Below are 16,736 nucleotides of genomic sequence, written 5' to 3'. Positions count from 1 at the left end.
CTATGAATAAAAAAAAGCAAGAAGGATTTACTTTAATAGAAATATTGCTGGTGGTGATAATTATAAGTTCATTATCCGCTATGGTCTTACCGCGGCTTGTCGGCCGGTCCGAACAAGCCAAAACCGCTGCTTGTAAGGCCGATATCACAGTTAATCTTGCTACAGCCTTGAAGCTTTATGAATTAGATAACGGCAGCTTCCCGACCACAGAGCAGAATTTAATTGCGTTGATGATAAAGCCGACAATTTCCCCTGTGCCGGAAAACTGGAATGGCCCATATTTAGAAAGAAGGCCAGCTGATCCATGGGGTAAAGAATATTTGTATAAATCTCCTGGTGAGCATCGCCCAGATTATGATCTCTGGAGTTTGGGAAAGGACGGCAAGGAAAGCAAGGATGATATCTCCAATTGGCAGTAGCAAAACAATAGCGGGATTTACCTTGGTGGAGATTATGCTTACAAGCGCTATTTTGTCTTTGGCGATAGTGGTTATTTTCCAGTCTTTGTTAAGGTCTTTAAGCATAGACCAGTATTTGCTAAAAAGAATAGCGGTTTCCTGTGTGGCTAATAATCTTGTTTGGGAAATGAAGAATTCTCCTGGGAAGGCCAAGATTTTTGCCTCCGGGTTGGCATCATTTCTAGGCCAAGAATCCGGTGTCAGTTATTCCTGGAAAACAAATATCTCGCCTGTCACGCAAGAAAAACCACCAAAGAAGAATATGTATCATGCAGGGTTGGTTTTGACGATAGTAAACGAGGCTAAAAAAATAGATTTCTCGCGAGGTTTTTATTTTGAAGATTAAAACTCACCCTGGGTTTAGTTTTATTGAATTAAATATAGTTGTTGTTTTGTTGGCGGTATTAGGGGTTCTGGTGTATCAGAGTTTTTCTTCTGGAGTAAAAATTTGGCAGAGAATAAAAGACGGCTCCGGGGATGTGCAGGTGGCAGTATTTTTTGATAAAATAACCAATGACCTGCATAATTTATGCGTTTTCTCGCGTATTTTAGGTTATGGCAGCCAAAAAGAATTATCATTTACCACGGTAGATTATGTCCATCAGGATAAAACAAGCTATTTAGGTTTGGGGCGCGTTAGGTATTATTTTGACCAAGATAATAAAGATATTTTACGCACATTTAACAGTTGGAAAGCGGTCAAAGTGAGTAAATATGCGGTCAGCCCCAGCCCTATCGTGGAGAAAGTAGAAAGCCTGTCTTTTAGTTATTATTACCCAAAGAAAAAGCAGTTTACAGAAATATGGGATTCGCAAAGCGACAATCCTTTGCCAAGCGCTGTTAGGGTTAATATAAGGATAATAAAGAATAATAGGGCCGTAGATTTATCAAGGATAATTAATCTATGCGTCAATTAAGAAAAAAGAAAGAAGGCTCTATACTTTTCTTAAGCCTTTGGGTGGTAACATGCTTGACGGTATTTGTGGTTTTCATCGGTGCGGCTGTTAACCAGAAGATTTTATTCGTCAAGAGAATAGAGGATAGCGACAAATTACGTTTAGCAGCTATGTCAGCGGTTGATCTTGGGATATGGCAGCTGGCCAATCAGGGGGTAAAGCAAGAGTTCTACGGGCTTAAAAGCGTTCTTTCTAATAACCCTGAATTCTTCGGGGAAAGAAAATTAGGCGGAATCAATCTTTCTCTGGATTATAACGGGCAGCTTGGAAGTTCTTGCGGGGATGAAGTTTGTTACGGGGTTATTGATGAAGAAAGCAAAATTAACTTGAACACAGCTTCTTTTGAGACCATTAAGAATCTTTTTGTTAAAGTTTGCGCTTTAAGCGATGCTAAGGCCGAAGATTTAAGTAACCGTATTATTGATTATAGAGATAATGATGATTTAGCCAGTAATGCAGCTGCCGAAGAAGTTTTTTATGGGTTCGCGTCTTCTGCGTGGCTTAAGAACTCTAATATTGAGTTTATCGATGAGTTAAAAGATATCCCCGGGATGCAAGAAGAAGACTTTAATAAAATCAAATCATATGTTACTATTTATGGTAATGGCAGGGTTAATATTAATTCAGCTTCCCTTAAGGTCCTTGAGATTTTAGGTTTAGACAGTGTTCTTGTGAAAAAGATCAGCATGTTCCGTAAGGGCGCGGATAAAATATGCGGGACAGAAGATGATGTTGTAGAAGAAGAAATCAAAAATTATATTGAAGATTTAAATAAAGATTCGGTTTTGATGCAGTCTGAAATTGAACAGCTGCAAAAGGCCCTAAATGGCCTGTTAACGGATAAATCTTCCTGTGTTCATTTGCACGCAAAAGCAGGTTATGGGGCAGGCAAAAGATTAATAGATGTGGATTGTGTTTATGATGTGTTGTCCGGGTCAGTAAAGTATTGGCGAGAAAGTATTAAGAACGGGGCATAGTTATGGCTGATAAAATACGAAATGTGCTTGCGGTAAATTTCCGCGGGGATACTGTAAATTTATGTTACGGCAAGCGCGCAGGCGCTAAATATGAAATAACAGGGATTAAAGTTTTTGATATTAAATCTTGTGATGCCATTGGTATTGCGAAGTTGCTTAAGGACAATGTCAAGGCGCTTAAGGCAAGCAATTTCAGAGTTATTTTAAGCATTGATTCCCACGCTGTTATCACTAAGAATATAGAAGTGCCCTCCACAAGCGATAAGGAAATAAAAGAGATAATTGATCTTCAATCCGGAAGATATACCCCTTACGCAAGAGAAGAAATTATCATTGATCATGTCAATATCGGCACATATCATAATAGTTATACTAAAGTTTTGGTTGTGATAGTCGTGCAGGCAGAGCTTAAGAGGCAGATAGAAATTATCAACTTAGCAGGTTTCCAAGTCGCCCGCGTGCAATACGCCGCGGAAAATATAGGCTTATCTTGCATAAAACTGCTTAAGATAGAGAAAAAAGCCAGCCCCAGCGTTGTTGTTAGAATATCTCAGGTTAATTCTGATTTTATTATTATATCTAAAGGTATGAGTGTTTTTGTCAGAAATATCCCGGTTGGGCATAATGATTTCTTAGCTGATAAGAATGCAAGTATCTTAAGGTTTGCTGATGAGCTTAAGAAGTCTTTTGACGCTTACCGCGCCGAAGAAATAGATGTTATGCCAGATGAAATCAATTTCATAGGCCCCGTTGATATGGTGGAGTTAGTTAAGGCAAGCGCCTCAATGGCATTTACTATGCCGTCCAAGGACCTTTTGTTTTATAAGAGTGTTTCTGTCCCTGCCGAGGTTATACAGGAGGATAAAAAGCTGGCCTTGTCATCTTTAATCGCTTTGGTTATTTCGGCAGAGGATGCCAGGATAGACTTAAGGCCGCTGGATTTAAAATTAAAGATGGCTTTTCAGGAAAGAAGCAAGGAAATCATCAAGAGCGGGTTCTTGGTAATGCTTATAGTTATCTTCATCTGCGCGATGCTTCTGGTGAGGATTTATTACCGCGGGGTATATCTTTCCGGGCTTCAAGAACAGCTTAAAAGCACCTCTCCGGATGTGGCTAATCTTGAAGGTAAATTAAGCAAGATCATTGTTATAAAAGACGCCCTCAAAAAGAAAAATCACGCTTTAGATTCTATATCATGGCTTTATGAGCTAATTCCCACAAGCGTATATTTAAAGAATATAAGCATTGATCAGGATTCAACTATATTCATTAAAGGGACAGCTGAGGCCATGTCGGAGGTGTTCGCGCTTGTTACTTCCTTAGAAAATTCAAAGTATTTTAAAGATGTTACCGCCCAAAATACCGCTAACCGTAAAGAGGCGGGTAAAGATGTGGCTGATTTTGAAATAAGCGCTAAATTAGAGCAGAGGTAAAATATGGCCAGTAAGTTAGAATTTAATTGGAGTAAATTTTCTAAACAGGAAAAGTTGATTACTTATATAGCTGTAGCATTTTTAGTGATGGCTATTTTTGACCGTTTGGTGTTAAGCGCGATTTTAGCTAAAATAGGTTCACAGGAAGAGCAGATACGCATGCAGGAGCTTTCCATAAAGAAAAACCTGAAAATTCTTTCACAGAAAGATTTAATCCAGAAACAAGACCAAGAATTCTCGGTTTATTTATCTAATGCCACATCACAGGAAGAAGAGCTGTCTTCTATATTAAAAGAAATAGAGACATTAGCGAATAAGGCTAATGTCAGTTTAGGGGAGATTAAGCCGGTGGATTTGAAAGAAGAGAAGCTGATGAAGAAATATTCTGTAAGCTTGTCATGCGAAGCCACAATGGAGCAATTGGCCGATTTTATTTTCCGTCTGGAAACCTCAAACAGCCTTTTCAATATTGTAAGCTATAATATCGCATCTAAGGATAAAGAAAAAGGCACCGTTAAGTGCAATATGTCTATTACCAAGACGGTGGTTGCCGCGTAATTTCCTACCAGTTTATTCTATACAACATTATTACCATATCTTTAGTGGGGCTTTCCTCGGTAAAGACAGGCGTGAAGTGTTTTAGAGTCTTGCCTTTAAGATAATAAAGCTTGAAAAGGAATGACTTTGCTACCGATTCATCAAGCAGAAATATCGCGTACGAGTTATTGTTTTCTGCTAAAAGCACGGAATATGGGAGAGTGCTGGAGGCGTATTTCTTTTCTTGAAGCTGGCCATTTTCCGCATAGAATATGCTTTTGGGTTGGATTATTGACCCGTCCTTTTGCGAGATTATAAAACCTTCTTTTGTGTCAATATTGAGTACGAAGTTATTTTCAAACCTTATCTTATTGTCTTTTCGCGCAACTTCATTGTATCTGGGGCTGCAGGCAGGTAATCCTCCTGATAGAGAGAAAATAAAATCTAAGAAATCTTTGGAATCGCGCGAAGGTATGCGGATATTTTTATTACTTTGTGTGTTAAGTATTAAATATTCAGCTTTTTTAAAATCCCAATTACCTATATAGGGAAGGGCTGCGTATGAGTCAACCATTTCCGTGTAGACCATTATATATGCCGCAAAAGGTGTTTGATGCGTCATCCTTAAGATCGTGGTTTTTTCTTCAGGTGTAAATCCTTCAGAGGCAAGAACCGCATCTGCTTCCTGTTGGTTAAGAGGCAGTATCTTCTTTAAGAGGCTTGTGGCATCAGAAACAATCATCCCATGCTCATATTCTAAATACTCCAACGCCTTATTGCCGCTCAAATCAAGCATGCGCAATATTCCAAGAGAAAGCTCTTCACTGTTAGAAAGAAGCGCGTTAGCGATCCAGTAGGTTTGAGGCTCTTGTTGGGACGCTCCGTCGGCCACTACGCGCCTTTTGGCAACAGCCGTAATAAAATGCCCCGGGCACCACCATGTGTTAATTATGCTGTTTTCGGGGGTGAGCTTTTTTATTTTCTGCATGGCGTTATCCCATGTTTGGTTATAGATAGGCGTTATTCTTCCAGCTATTAGATCGGCAGAAGAAATCGGGATAATTGTTAGTGCCAAGAAAATAACCGCCATAATTGATTTTGCGGGTTTTACAAAATGTTGCTTTTTAAATTTGTTTTTTACCAAATAGATTACGCCTTTGGATGTATATTCTAAGAAAAGGGTAAAACATAGCGCCGCTGGCACACTCAGCAGGATGGAAAACCTTACTGCTTTTAAAGCCAGATATAGAGTTCCCAGTAAGAATACGGTTAAGAGGATACTTGAAAACAGCAAGCGTATATTTCTTAGCCTAAAGGAAGAAAAAAGAAACATCAAGCATCCCGCTATCGGGAAATATATATAGTTGTAGTTTCCCCCTACTAAAAACGAAACTTTTTCCAAAGACATGCTTTGCGTCTCTCCGACCGTCAAGAAAATATTCGGCCAGAGGTCAAATTTTGCGCCTAAGAAACTGGAGAGCATCTTAAGGCCTTCCTCAAAGGTATACAGGAATGTGTGCGGGGATATTAGTATGCTTATACAAAAAAAAGTAGAAATAAGATAGGTTGCGTAGCATAAAATAATTTTTTTGGCATATTGTTTGTGGTTAAATTTGTAATCTGCCAGAAGAATAAAAGGAAGCGCCGCCAGCATTATTACAAAAATAAAACCCCAGCCATGCCAAAAAAGTTCATAAGCCGCAGTAAGAAAAGAGGTCAGCATAGCTATCAGGTACGGCTTCTTAGGCTTATCCAGCGCAAGAAACATGCTGAAGACAGAAAGCAATATCAGCGTCGGGAAGAATATGTTGTAGACATCTGTGTCATACCATCCCCAGACAGTCCTTTGAACAAACAGCGGACCCAATATAAAGAAAATAAGCCCGACAAAGGTATTTAACGCAGATATTCTCAGGCGCAAAGACACAAGGAAAAACGGAATAACTGATATTACAGAGATAAGGATTACTAGCCATTTTATCGCTTCCATGAGTTCTACTCCCGTTTCGAAGAGGTTAATTACTCTGTAGAGGTAGTATCCGAGAAACGGGTGTAATGATAACGGCTCCCATTTGCCAAAAGGAGCAAGCATCAGCGGATTAAAGTATTTTCCCTTTTCTATTTGCGGGCTTATTTTTCCGGTTTTGTATATATTTTCAGTTAAGCCGTAGAAATTGTAGGAATCCGCTTCTAAGAGAAATGGGCTTACGCGGATATTGTCGGATTTAAGAAGCTCTCTTGTGCCTTCTTCAATCATGGCGCTAATGGCAGCGGCATCATCAATTAAAGATTCTTTAAATTTAATTCTTAAGAGTTTGCCCTTTTCTTTAGTGTCCAGATTTGGGTAGGTCTTTTGGATGTATAGCCTAAGCTTATCTTTGAAATGCGCATGGACAACTTCAGTGGCCATTTTCTTGGCATAGGCGGGCCCTTTATTTATTAAAGGATAGAGGCGGAAATATGCGCCTAGCGCCATAACCGGAAGGCAAATTAAGCTAGTTAAAAGTATCTTCTTCAATAGGGGGTGTTTTTCTAGCATGATTATGGAAAATTATACTACTTCTTTAGGCGGTGTCAATTGGTTTAAAGGTAATTTTGTGCTTGAAAGATAGTTAGATTCGATATAAAATAAAGGTCTATCTGTAGTCAAATCTATAACTTACGAGCCTATTGAAGGAGAATAAAATGAAAGTTGTGATTCTTGCCGGAGGTAAAGGCACCCGCCTTAGTGAAGCTACCACTGTAGTCCCGAAGCCCATGGTAGAAATAGGCAACCAGCCCATCTTGTGGCATATCATGAAGATATATTCAAGCTTTGGGTTTAATGATTTTATTGTCTGCTTAGGCTATAAAGGGTATATCATTAAAGAGTATTTTTCGCATTACCTTTTGCATAAAAGCGATGTTACTATTGATCTTGCTCAAGGGAAAACCATTATACATGAGAATAAAACTGAATCTTGGAGAGTTACTTTGGTGGATACAGGCCTGGAGGCATTGACAGCCGCAAGATTGCTGGCAGTACGCAAATATTTAGGAAAGCATACTTTTATGATGGCATATGGAGATGGTTTGGCAAATATTAATCTAAAGAAACTTTTGGATTCTCATCGTAAAAGTAAAGCCTTGTCTACAGTAACCGCGGTTCAGCCTTTGGGCAGGTTTGGCAGTTTAGATATTGAAAGGAATAATAAAGTTAAGGCCTTTACCGAGAAGCCCAAAGGCGATAACGCTTGGATAAATGCCGGATTTTTTGTTATGGAGCAGGGGATTTTTGATTACATTCATGGGGATGTGCTTTGGGAAAAAGAACCTGTTCAGGCTCTTGCCCGGGCAGGGAAATTATCCGCCTATCGGCATCAGGGGTTCTGGAGGCCTATGGATACGTTGCGCGACCGTAATGAATTAGAGCGCCTCTGGCAATCAGGAAACGCTCCCTGGAAAATCTGGAAGTAAAAATGCCTAAATCTTTTTGGAGGAATAAGCCGGTATTAGTTACCGGGCATGAGGGGTTTTTAGGGGCGAATTTATGTAAACGCCTTTTAGAATTAGATGCCAAGGTTATAGGTTTAGATATTGACACAAATCGTTCTGTGCGCTTGCTTGATCAGCAGCAGTATAAAAAGATTGTTACCTATAGCGGTGACGTTAGGGACAGTAAATTAATAGATAAGATAATAAGAGAGCGCCGAATCAGGATTATTTTTCATCTTGCTGCTGAAGCGATTGTATCTTGTGGCCTTAAGAATCCAACGCAGACCTTTTCTTCTAATGTAGAGGGCACCTGGAAGCTGTTAGAATCCGCCAGAAGAAAAACGGGTATAGAGGCAATTGTAGTTGCCTCAAGCGATAAGGCTTACGGAAGCCATAATAAACTACCTTATCAAGAGGATGCCGCGCTTTTAGCAGAGCATCCTTATGATGTATCCAAGGCCTGCGCGGATATGATTGCCAAGTCCTACGCAGCTACTTTCAATCTTCCGGTAGCCATAACCCGTTCAGGAAATATTTACGGCCCGGGAGACCTTAATTTTTCTCGTCTTATTCCAGACGCTTTCAGGTGTTTGGTTTTGGGCAGAAATCTTGTTATTAGAAGCGATGGCAAATTTATAAGAGATTATATTCATGTTGACGATGTGGTTGGCGGATACATTATGATTGCGCAATGCATGAGGGGCAAGAAGTTAAAAGGCGAAGCCTTCAATTTCAGCAACCAAAAACCCCTGTCAGTTTTCGAATTATTAAACCTTGTTTATCGTGTTACCGGGAAAAAACTACAGATTAATATTCTAAACAAGGCCAAATATGAGATTAAGAAACAGTATCTTAACTCGTCTAAGGCGATGAAGATTTTGCATTGGAGGCCCAAGGTTTTGCTTAAAGATGGGCTATCCAGCACTTATGGCTGGTATAGTAGTATTTTAAAAAGGCGCAAAATATGAAGGCGTTTTTCTTAGGTACTAACGGTTGGTACGACAGCCCAATGGGTAATACTCTATGTATTTTAATAGAAACAAAGAGGGAATGCATTATTCTTGATGCGGGAAGCGGATTATATAAGCTGGATAAGTATATTAAGGCTGATAAAAAGTCATATCTCTTCTTGAGTCACTTTCATTTGGACCATATTATAGGGCTACATGCTTTAGCAAAATTCAGATTTAAAAAAGGCCTAAAGATTTTTGGGCCACCGGGGATAAAAAGGAATCTTAATTCTATCATTGCCCAGCCGTATTCGGTCCCTATAAAAGATCTCAAGATGCAGGTAGAGGTTGAAGAATTGACACAGAAAGTAAAATTTCCCTTTGGTTTAAAGTTCTATCCCTTAAGGCATTCTTCGGTTTGCTATGGTTATAGATTTTTACTGGAGAATAAGATTATTAGTTTTGCTACTGATACCGGTATTTGCGATAATCTGTATTCTCTTGCCAATAACGCGGATGTATTATTTCTTGAATCTTCGTATAAATTAGGCCAAGATGACCCCTCGTGGCCGCATTTAAATCCAAAAATAGCAGCTTCTTTTGCCAAACAGTGCGGCGTGAAGAAGTTAGTTTTGGTGCACTTTGATTCCAGTATATATACCAGCATCAAGCAGAGAAGGCTGGCTTTAAGAATTGCGCGTAATGTTTTTCCCAAAACTTTTATTTATCAGGATAACAAGGTTGTTAAACTGGCATGATTCCAGATGCAAGAGAATTACAGGTCGTTGTTTTGATGGGGGGTAAGGGTACGCGTTTAGGCGGTGTCATTGGCAATCTGCCTAAAGCCATGGCTGAAGTAGAAGGCAAGCCGTTTTTCTCTTATCAGTTTGACCTATTGCGTTTAGCTGGTTTTAAGAAGTTTATTTTCTGTGTTGGCTTTGGGAAAGAATATATATATGATTTTTTTGGCGATGGCGTTGAATTTGGCGTAAAAATAGAATATTCACCTGACCCGCCGGGTGCTGAAGGCACAGCGAGTGCTCTTAAAAATGCCATGTTGCTTTTGGAAGATGATTTTATGCTTTCTTATGGAGACTCTTTTATGGACATGGATTATCAGCAAGCCTTGTATAATTATTGGCTGTTAAAGAAAAGTTCCTCTGGTTCAGGCATGATGTGCATTCTTAAGAATAATAATCTTTATGATAAAAGTAACATAGTTTTTGAGAATAACCGAATCGTTAAATACGATAAAAAGTCCAGTCAGGCAGAAATGGATTATATTGATTATGGCACAAGCTTTTTAAATAAAGCTTTGGTGGATAAAATCCCCGCATCGGTGGGCGATTTATCAGATTTTTACTCTATGCTTGTCAGGGATGGTTTGCTTGCGGGTTTTGTAACTAGAAAGAGATTCCGCGAAATAGGCAATTCGGGTTCATTAGAAGAATTTAGGAATTTCATAAAACAGCGCTTATCACAGAAGAATAAAGCAATATTTCTTGATCGCGACGGCACATTAAACAAGTTTGTTTTTAATGATAATATCAAGCAGTTTGATTCTCCATTAAAGCCGGACGAATTTTGTCTTATTGATGGAGTTTTTGATGCGTTAAAGCAGATGAAAAAACACGGGTTTCTTTTGATCGTGGTCACAAATCAGCCTGCGGCAGCAAAAGGGAAAACCACCCTTAAAGATATATACGCAATCAATAATAGGATGCTGGATCTATTCAGAGAAAATGGCGTAGAAATAGATGATGTTATGGTTTGTCCGCATCATCAGGAGGGTTCTGACCTAGCGGCAGAACAGTTTCTTGTTAAGAAGTGCCAATGCCGTAAGCCGCAAGCAGGGCTCTTAGAAACGGCGATTGATAAATATAATATCGATATAGGCAATTCATACATGGTCGGAGATTCATCCGCAGATATATTGGCGGCTAAGAAAAAGTCCGTGCGTTCTGTTTTTATCGGTAAATATAAAAAGGATGATTCAGGGGGATTGCAGGAGTGTAAGCCGGATTTGGTTTTTGAGAATATTCTTGATTTTGCTGGGTATTTAAGAGATACGAAAGAGTAATATGAATAAAATTAGGTCGCTTAAAGTCAAAATATACTGTGATGGGGCAAGCCTTGATGATTTACGTTCTATGGCGGGGCTTGACTATATACACGGATTTACTACCAACCCCACGCTTATGCGGAAGGCCCAGGTAAAAGATTATTGTGGATTTATAAAACAGATTCTGCCGATTGTAGCTGGCAAACCTATTTCTTTTGAAGTTATAAGCGATGATTTTAGAGAAATGAAACAGCAGGCTAAAAGGCTTTCTGGTTTTGGATCCAATATATATGTGAAGATCCCGGTTATGAATACAAGGGGCGATGACTCTTCTGAGCTTATTGCAGAGCTTTCCAAGGATAAGATAAAGGTCAATGTTACCGCAATAATGACTTTGGAGCAGATCAAGAAGGTCGCCAATAAACTCGATTCTGATGCGGATATTATTTTTTCTATCTTTTCCGGCAGGATTGCCGATACAGGAGTTGACCCCGTGGAATTTATTAAAAAGGCAAAGATTCTCATTAAAAACAAGCCTAACATTAAGATTTTATGGGCCAGCCCCAGAGAGCTGCTTAATATTTTTCAGGCCGAACAGGCAGGATCTGATATAATTACCCTTTTGCCTGATTTTATTAAGAAAATGCATCTTATTGATTATGATCTGCACGAGTTTTCCTTGGATACGATAAAGATGTTTTATAAAGATGCGCAAGACTCGGGGTTGAAACTATGAGCAAAGATTATATAGATATTTATTTTGCAGAGACAAAAAATATAATTGATAGCATTAATCGCGAAGATATTTTAAAGGTAAGCGCGGTTATTTCAGATTTACGAAATACTGCCGGCAGGCTTTTTATCTTAGGGATAGGAGGCTCAGCGGCCAATGCCTCTCACGCGGTTAATGATTTTAGAAAGATAGCCCGCATTGAAGCTTACGCTGCTTCGGATAACGTTTCTGAATTAACAGCCTGGACTAATGATTCCGGTTTTGAATATATTTTTATTGAATGGTTGAAGGTTTCTAAATTAACTGAGAATGATGTATTGCTTGTTCTTTCTGTCGGAGGCGGAACGAAGACCGTATCGCAGAATTTGGTTTTAGCGATGCGTTATGCTAAAGAAAAAAACGCTAGAGTTGTCTCTATTGTAAGCCGCGATGGAGGAGAGGCGCGCAAGATTTCCGATGCCTGCATTCTTATTCCTGTTATAGACCAAAAAAGAGTTACGCCTCATGCTGAAGGTTTTCAGGCGGTCCTGCTACATTTAATAGTTAATAATATATCTACTTGAATAATATGAAGAAATATTTTATTTCTGGAGGCGCAGGGTTTATCGGAAGCCATATGTGCCGGCATCTTTTATCAAACTGTCCAAATGATAAGGTTGTCGTTTATGATAATTTCTCTTCAGGGGATATTTCATTTTTATCAGACTTGCGTTCTTCTCGTCTGCAGATAATAAACGCTGATATTAAAGACATAAAGAAGTTATCGCGTTGTTTGACTAAAGATGTTTCGCTGGTGTATCATTTTGCTTCTAATGCTGATATCGCCCGCGCAGTTAAATTTCCAGAAATAGATTTCTGGGAAGGGACATATCTGGTGAACAATATACTTGAGGCAATGCGCGTAAACGGTGTAAAAAATCTAATTTTTTCATCTGGAAGCGGAATTTATGGCGATGTTGGCTTAAATAGATTAAGTGAGCAATATGCTCCGCTTTTACCGGTTTCCACTTATGGCGCAAGTAAACTTGCCGCAGAAGCGCTTATCTGCGCTTATTGCCATATGTTCGGGATTAACGCGACAGTTTTAAGATTTGCCAATGTCGTGGGGCCAAACCAGACGCATGGGGTGGGGTATGATTTTGTCAGAAGATTGTTAAAGGATAAAAAGCGCCTTAAGATATTAGGCAACGGCAAACAGAGTAAGTCTTATATTTATGTAAGCGATGTCATAAAAGCCATCTTATTGACGCAACGAAAGAATAAGGGATTTAATTTTTATAATGTATCAACACTGGATTCAATAAGCGTCAAGCAGATCGCGGATGTTGTAACCAGGGTAATGGGTTTAAGTAAAGTTAAATACGAATACACAGGCGGGTCTAGGGGTTGGCAGGGTGATGTCCCTGTAGTAAGGCTTGATTCAAGCAAGATCCGCAAGCTGGGTTGGAATAATTCCTACTCAAGTCTTCAGGCAATAACTAAATCAGCAGAGGCCATATATAAAAGTTGCAAAAAACCAATCTAAGATTATATGATTATATCGCGCGCTCCGGTTAGATTATCTATGGGCGGGGGTGGAACCGATTTACCGTCATATTACAAAAAGTATGGCGGATTCTTAATGGCCGCGGCAATAAATAAATACGTTTATATTAATATCAATAAACGTTTTAATCAGTCCATCCGCCTTTCTTATTCCAAGACCGAAATAGTGGGCCAGGTTAAGGACATAGAGCATAAAATATTCCGCGAGGTATTAAAGCTGTTGCAAATTAACCGGCAGATAGAGATTGTTTCTATAGCCGATGTCCCGGCGCATTGCGGATTAGGCACTTCTTCTAGTTTTACCGTTTCATTGCTTAACGGCCTTTATGCGTATAAAAAGCAATATTTAAATCTTGAAGATCTGGCAGAGGCGGCTTGCCATTTAGAACTTGATATTCTAAAGCAGCCGATTGGTAAGCAAGACCAGTATGTGGCTAGTTTTGGCGGGTTTAATGCCTATACTTTTAATACGGATGGCACAGTGGTTGTTGATCCCGTAGATATCAAGGAAGAAGATTTGGCTCAATTGCAGAATAATCTTCTGCTTTTTTTCTTGAATAAAGAAAGATCAGCAAGCGATGTTTTAATTGAGCAAGACCAAAAAACTAAGCAGGATGATAAGAAAACTATCCAGAGATTGCATAAGATAAAAGAAATCGGACTTGCTACCAGAGCTGCCTTTGAGAAGGGCAAGCTTGATGATTTTGGTGAACTAATGCATCAGCATTGGTTGATAAAAAAAGGTTTGTCTGGCAAGGTATCCGACAGCTTCATAGACGAAGTGTATGAGGCTGGGCGCAAGTCCGGAGCTTTGGGCGGCAAAGTTGCGGGTGCCGGAGGAGGAGGATTTATTCTTTTCTATTGCCCAAAGAATAAATCTGTTTTGGTCGAGGCAATGGCCAAGATGGGGCTGGTGCCTTTTTGGTTTTCTTTTGAGCATGAAGGAGCAAAGATTGTATTTCATAGCTAACCTATCAGAATGACACAAGATTATAAATATTTTGATGAAATAAATGATGCGGTTTTAAGACAGGTTGTTATTGCTGATTCCAAGCTTGTGCCTTTGGTGTTGGATGTCGGGTGCGGCCGGGGTGTATTGGGCGAGGAAATAGAAAAAAAGAACTGTGTTTGCTGGGGCATAGAAATGCACCCGCAAGCTTCTGCAGAATCAGTCAAACGCATCACCAGGGTTATCCAGGCGGATTTGACAGATTTTGTTGCAGTAAAAGGATATTTAGGAGAAATTCTCTTCGATTATATTATTTTTGCCGATGTTTTGGAGCATATCTTAGAGCCTAGAGAGGCGGTTAAATTTTATAAGGGATTTCTTAAGCCCGGAGCCAAGATTATTTTTTCCTTTCCAAATACGGTTTCGTGGTTAAACAGGATTAATTTCTTATTCGGTAACTTTGATTATACAGATACCGGGATAATGGATAGAGGGCATATCCGCTTTTTTACCTTAGCTAGCGCCAAGAATATGCTTTTAAGGGAGGGCTTCACGATAGAGAAAATAGATTATATCCCTTATTTTGTCCGGGCGCTTCAGCCGTTCTTGAAGAAAATCATGTTAAGAAAAAAAGATCAAGAGTCTTTAGGGGGTAAGTATCTTATGCAATTGCCATGCTATAAGTTCTATTTAAGCTTTATCCAGCCGGTAGAATACGTATTCGGGTATTTATTTAAATCACTTTTTGCTTTTAAGATTGTCATCGTAGGGAGGAATAATGGCCAGTAATATTTTTTCTAAGGTTGGGATTTTTTCTTCTATTTTGAACATAGCCTTTACCAAGAAATCCATTCCGCTTACAGTGCATATTAATGTGACCAATACCTGTAATTTAAAGTGCAGTTATTGTTATGGCACTTATGATAAGCGCGACACAAAAGATTTTACCACTGAACAGCTCTTGGCGCTTATCGATGAATTAAAATCTTTAGGCACAAAGATAATAAATTTGGGGGCAGGTGAGCCATTGATGCGCAAGGATATTGAGCAGGTCATTGATTATATACGTAAAAATGGTATCGAATGCCACATGAATACAAATGGACACCTTGTGCCTCAGAGGTTAAGCGCGGTTAAAAAACTTAATACCTTATGCATTAGTTTAGACGGTGATGAACAATCGCATGATCTGTATAAGGGGAAAGGCTCTTACCGTAAAGTGATAGAGGCAATTGATTTAGCCAAGAAGAATAATATCAATGTGCATACAAGTACTATGATCAGCAAATATAATGTGCATGCCATAGAGCATATTTTAGATCTGGCTAAAGAAAAAAAGTTTTTCGTGCAGTTTTTGCTGCCATTTTTTCAAAGCAATCAGGATTTCTTGGCTTCTAGAGAAGATTACAAAAACGCCTTAAGAAAGATTATTGATTATAAGAAAAAGGGCTATCCGGTTTTCTTTTCTAAACAGGCTCATCAATATACTTTGGATTGGCCAGATTACAATAAGAAATCAATAGAGGCTGGCGCGATTAAAGATTTCGGCAGGCACATTAAGTGCCATGCGGGCAAGAATATGTGCATTATAGATTCAGATGGCAAGGTGTATCCTTGTTCGCAGATGATTCAGATGATCCCCGCTTTAAGTTTTGTAGAACATGGGTTTATCAGGGCTTGGGAGAATATTAAGGACCATAGTTGCAAGACCTGCTATGCCTTTATTTGCTTTAATGATTACAATATGCTTTTGGGGCTTTCGCCGCATGTTATCCTAAATCACATTAAGAATAGTTTCATAGAGGCCGGTTGGAGAAAATAATTGGATTTTGTAAAAGAAGACATAAGTATTAATCTGCCCAGTAAATTCCAAGCTTTAGAGGGTTTGAAAATACTTCATATTTCAGATTTTCATTTTATAAACCGCAGTAAACGGTTTGACCGTATATTCGCGCAAATTCAGGATATTGATTCTGATTTTACGATTATAAGCGGGGACATGATTGATGATAATCGGGGCATAGGTGCGTGTGCGCATTATTTGGGCTTGTTAAAGCCGCGCTATGGGGTTTTGGCCGGATACGGAAACCATGATCGTCATAGTTTGGGTTTAAAAGAGTTTTTGTTTTTTCCTTTTTTGCGCAGGCTTAAGGAAAACAACATTTCGCTTCTAAGAAGAGAATTAGAGAACAAGGGCATCAATGTATTAGATAATGTATACCAGAAATTCTGTGTTAATGGAGTAAGATTGGATATTACCGGCATTGAGGGGCCTTTTGGGTATGACCGCCTGAAGATCTGGCGCAACTTTGATAAAGAGATCAGTTCTTTAAGGGAATTTGTATCCAGGATGGATAAAGATTCATATAAGATAGTTATTTCCCATCTGCCGGATATTATGGAAAATTTAAAAGGGCTTGATATGCAGCTTATGCTTTCTGGCCATACGCACGGAGGCCAGATCCGGCTTCCATTTATCGGTCCGCTTGTTACCATTTCTTCCTTTCAAAGAAAATACAACAGAGGTTTATTTAAATTTGGGGATACTTATTTGCATGTTAATTCCGGGTTGGGCACAAGCGGCATGACGCCTTTCCGCGTATTTTGCCCGCCTACAGCATCATTGTTACATTTTGTTCAGAACAAAACGAAAGGTTAATTT

The 16,736-nt window shown here is 39.2% G+C and carries 18 protein-coding genes; 17 read left to right on the top strand and 1 reads right to left on the bottom strand.

Annotated features, from left to right (window positions below):
* The first annotated feature begins 2 nt into the window (after nt 1-2).
* From gspG to MUF05_03930, 6 genes are read left to right on the top strand one after another with little or no spacing between them, the layout of a single operon-like run.
* Nucleotides 3-419 carry a type II secretion system major pseudopilin GspG gene (gene gspG / locus MUF05_03955; protein MCU0666234.1) on the top strand — a complete coding sequence of 139 codons (417 nt, stop codon included), beginning with the start codon at nt 3-5 and terminating at the stop codon, nt 417-419.
* Nucleotides 397-804, top strand: coding sequence for a prepilin-type N-terminal cleavage/methylation domain-containing protein (locus tag MUF05_03950; protein ID MCU0666233.1), 408 nt, complete (start codon nt 397-399; stop codon nt 802-804). Before gspG ends, MUF05_03950 begins: the two co-directional genes overlap by 23 nt.
* Nucleotides 794-1,375, top strand: coding sequence for a type II secretion system protein GspJ (locus MUF05_03945; GenBank protein MCU0666232.1), 582 nt, complete (start codon nt 794-796; stop codon nt 1,373-1,375). Before MUF05_03950 ends, MUF05_03945 begins: the two co-directional genes overlap by 11 nt.
* Nucleotides 1,363-2,391 (top strand): general secretion pathway protein GspK, encoded by a 1,029-nt coding sequence (locus MUF05_03940; GenBank protein MCU0666231.1) that lies wholly within the window; start codon nt 1,363-1,365, stop codon nt 2,389-2,391. The genes MUF05_03945 and MUF05_03940 overlap by 13 nt, the downstream gene beginning before the upstream one ends.
* A 2-nt stretch (nt 2,392-2,393) precedes the next feature.
* Complete coding sequence (pilM, locus tag MUF05_03935; GenBank protein ID MCU0666230.1) at nt 2,394-3,824, top strand: pilus assembly protein PilM; 1,431 nt, start codon at nt 2,394-2,396, stop codon at nt 3,822-3,824.
* A gap of 3 nt (nt 3,825-3,827) precedes the next feature.
* Nucleotides 3,828-4,382 (top strand): hypothetical protein, encoded by a 555-nt coding sequence (locus MUF05_03930; GenBank protein ID MCU0666229.1) that lies wholly within the window; start codon nt 3,828-3,830, stop codon nt 4,380-4,382.
* Nucleotides 4,383-4,386: 4 nt separating this feature from the next.
* Here the strand turns inward: MUF05_03930 and MUF05_03925 are convergent, their stop codons facing one another.
* The gene (locus MUF05_03925) at nt 4,387-6,879 is read right to left on the bottom strand and encodes a hypothetical protein (GenBank protein MCU0666228.1); all 2,493 of its coding nucleotides are present in this window, start codon (nt 6,877-6,879) and stop codon (nt 4,387-4,389) included.
* A gap of 167 nt (nt 6,880-7,046) precedes the next feature.
* On the opposite strand from MUF05_03925, the gene rfbF reads away from it, so the two are divergent.
* The 11 genes from rfbF to MUF05_03870 are packed head-to-tail and all read left to right on the top strand — an operon-like array spanning nt 7,047 to nt 16,733.
* Nucleotides 7,047-7,817 carry a glucose-1-phosphate cytidylyltransferase gene (rfbF, locus tag MUF05_03920; GenBank protein ID MCU0666227.1) on the top strand — a complete coding sequence of 257 codons (771 nt, stop codon included), beginning with the start codon at nt 7,047-7,049 and terminating at the stop codon, nt 7,815-7,817.
* Nucleotides 7,818-7,819: 2 nt separating this feature from the next.
* Nucleotides 7,820-8,803 (top strand): GDP-mannose 4,6-dehydratase, encoded by a 984-nt coding sequence (locus MUF05_03915; GenBank protein MCU0666226.1) that lies wholly within the window; start codon nt 7,820-7,822, stop codon nt 8,801-8,803.
* A complete protein-coding gene (locus MUF05_03910; GenBank protein ID MCU0666225.1) occupies nt 8,800-9,543 on the top strand; it encodes a ribonuclease Z in 744 nt (247 codons plus the stop codon). The genes MUF05_03915 and MUF05_03910 overlap by 4 nt, the downstream gene beginning before the upstream one ends.
* Nucleotides 9,540-10,865: an HAD-IIIA family hydrolase gene (locus MUF05_03905; GenBank protein ID MCU0666224.1), complete on the top strand. Its 1,326-nt coding sequence runs from the start codon at nt 9,540-9,542 to the stop codon at nt 10,863-10,865. The genes MUF05_03910 and MUF05_03905 overlap by 4 nt, the downstream gene beginning before the upstream one ends.
* Nucleotide 10,866: 1 nt before the next feature.
* On the top strand, nt 10,867-11,583 hold the full coding sequence (locus MUF05_03900) for a transaldolase (GenBank protein ID MCU0666223.1): 717 nt from the start codon (nt 10,867-10,869) through the stop codon (nt 11,581-11,583).
* Nucleotides 11,580-12,143, top strand: a complete 564-nt coding sequence (locus MUF05_03895; protein MCU0666222.1) for an SIS domain-containing protein — start codon at nt 11,580-11,582, stop codon at nt 12,141-12,143. The genes MUF05_03900 and MUF05_03895 overlap by 4 nt, the downstream gene beginning before the upstream one ends.
* A gap of 5 nt (nt 12,144-12,148) precedes the next feature.
* Nucleotides 12,149-13,105, top strand: a complete 957-nt coding sequence (locus MUF05_03890; GenBank protein ID MCU0666221.1) for an NAD-dependent epimerase/dehydratase family protein — start codon at nt 12,149-12,151, stop codon at nt 13,103-13,105.
* Nucleotides 13,106-13,144: 39 nt separating this feature from the next.
* A complete protein-coding gene (locus tag MUF05_03885) occupies nt 13,145-14,095 on the top strand; it encodes a sugar kinase (protein MCU0666220.1) in 951 nt (316 codons plus the stop codon).
* A 9-nt stretch (nt 14,096-14,104) separates the two neighbouring features.
* A complete protein-coding gene (locus tag MUF05_03880) occupies nt 14,105-14,863 on the top strand; it encodes a class I SAM-dependent methyltransferase (protein ID MCU0666219.1) in 759 nt (252 codons plus the stop codon).
* On the top strand, nt 14,853-15,896 hold the full coding sequence (locus MUF05_03875) for a radical SAM protein (GenBank protein ID MCU0666218.1): 1,044 nt from the start codon (nt 14,853-14,855) through the stop codon (nt 15,894-15,896). The genes MUF05_03880 and MUF05_03875 overlap by 11 nt, the downstream gene beginning before the upstream one ends.
* Nucleotides 15,897-16,733: a metallophosphoesterase gene (locus MUF05_03870; protein ID MCU0666217.1), complete on the top strand. Its 837-nt coding sequence runs from the start codon at nt 15,897-15,899 to the stop codon at nt 16,731-16,733.
* Nucleotides 16,734-16,736: the final 3 nt, after the last annotated feature.

The sequence above is a fragment of the Candidatus Omnitrophota bacterium genome (assembly GCA_025453395.1).
Lineage (GTDB): Bacteria > Omnitrophota > Gorgyraeia > Gygaellales > Profunditerraquicolaceae > JAlOQK01.
This window is presented reverse-complemented; position numbering and strand designations above follow the sequence as displayed.

Excerpts from the sequence above, each read along its gene's own strand:
- gspG (MCU0666234.1), top strand. The coding sequence starts at position 3 with ATGAATAAAAAAAAGCAAGAAGGATTTACTTTAATAGAAATATTGCTG.
- MUF05_03950 (MCU0666233.1), top strand. The coding sequence starts at position 397 with ATGATATCTCCAATTGGCAGTAGCAAAACAATAGCGGGATTTACCTTG.
- MUF05_03940 (MCU0666231.1), top strand. The coding sequence starts at position 1,363 with ATGCGTCAATTAAGAAAAAAGAAAGAAGGCTCTATACTTTTCTTAAGC.
- pilM (MCU0666230.1), top strand. The coding sequence starts at position 2,394 with ATGGCTGATAAAATACGAAATGTGCTTGCGGTAAATTTCCGCGGGGAT.
- MUF05_03930 (MCU0666229.1), top strand. The coding sequence starts at position 3,828 with ATGGCCAGTAAGTTAGAATTTAATTGGAGTAAATTTTCTAAACAGGAA.
- rfbF (MCU0666227.1), top strand. The coding sequence starts at position 7,047 with ATGAAAGTTGTGATTCTTGCCGGAGGTAAAGGCACCCGCCTTAGTGAA.
- MUF05_03915 (MCU0666226.1), top strand. The coding sequence starts at position 7,820 with ATGCCTAAATCTTTTTGGAGGAATAAGCCGGTATTAGTTACCGGGCAT.
- MUF05_03910 (MCU0666225.1), top strand. The coding sequence starts at position 8,800 with ATGAAGGCGTTTTTCTTAGGTACTAACGGTTGGTACGACAGCCCAATG.
- MUF05_03905 (MCU0666224.1), top strand. The coding sequence starts at position 9,540 with ATGATTCCAGATGCAAGAGAATTACAGGTCGTTGTTTTGATGGGGGGT.
- MUF05_03900 (MCU0666223.1), top strand. The coding sequence starts at position 10,867 with ATGAATAAAATTAGGTCGCTTAAAGTCAAAATATACTGTGATGGGGCA.
- MUF05_03895 (MCU0666222.1), top strand. The coding sequence starts at position 11,580 with ATGAGCAAAGATTATATAGATATTTATTTTGCAGAGACAAAAAATATA.
- MUF05_03890 (MCU0666221.1), top strand. The coding sequence starts at position 12,149 with ATGAAGAAATATTTTATTTCTGGAGGCGCAGGGTTTATCGGAAGCCAT.
- MUF05_03885 (MCU0666220.1), top strand. The coding sequence starts at position 13,145 with ATGGGCGGGGGTGGAACCGATTTACCGTCATATTACAAAAAGTATGGC.
- MUF05_03880 (MCU0666219.1), top strand. The coding sequence starts at position 14,105 with ATGACACAAGATTATAAATATTTTGATGAAATAAATGATGCGGTTTTA.
- MUF05_03875 (MCU0666218.1), top strand. The coding sequence starts at position 14,853 with ATGGCCAGTAATATTTTTTCTAAGGTTGGGATTTTTTCTTCTATTTTG.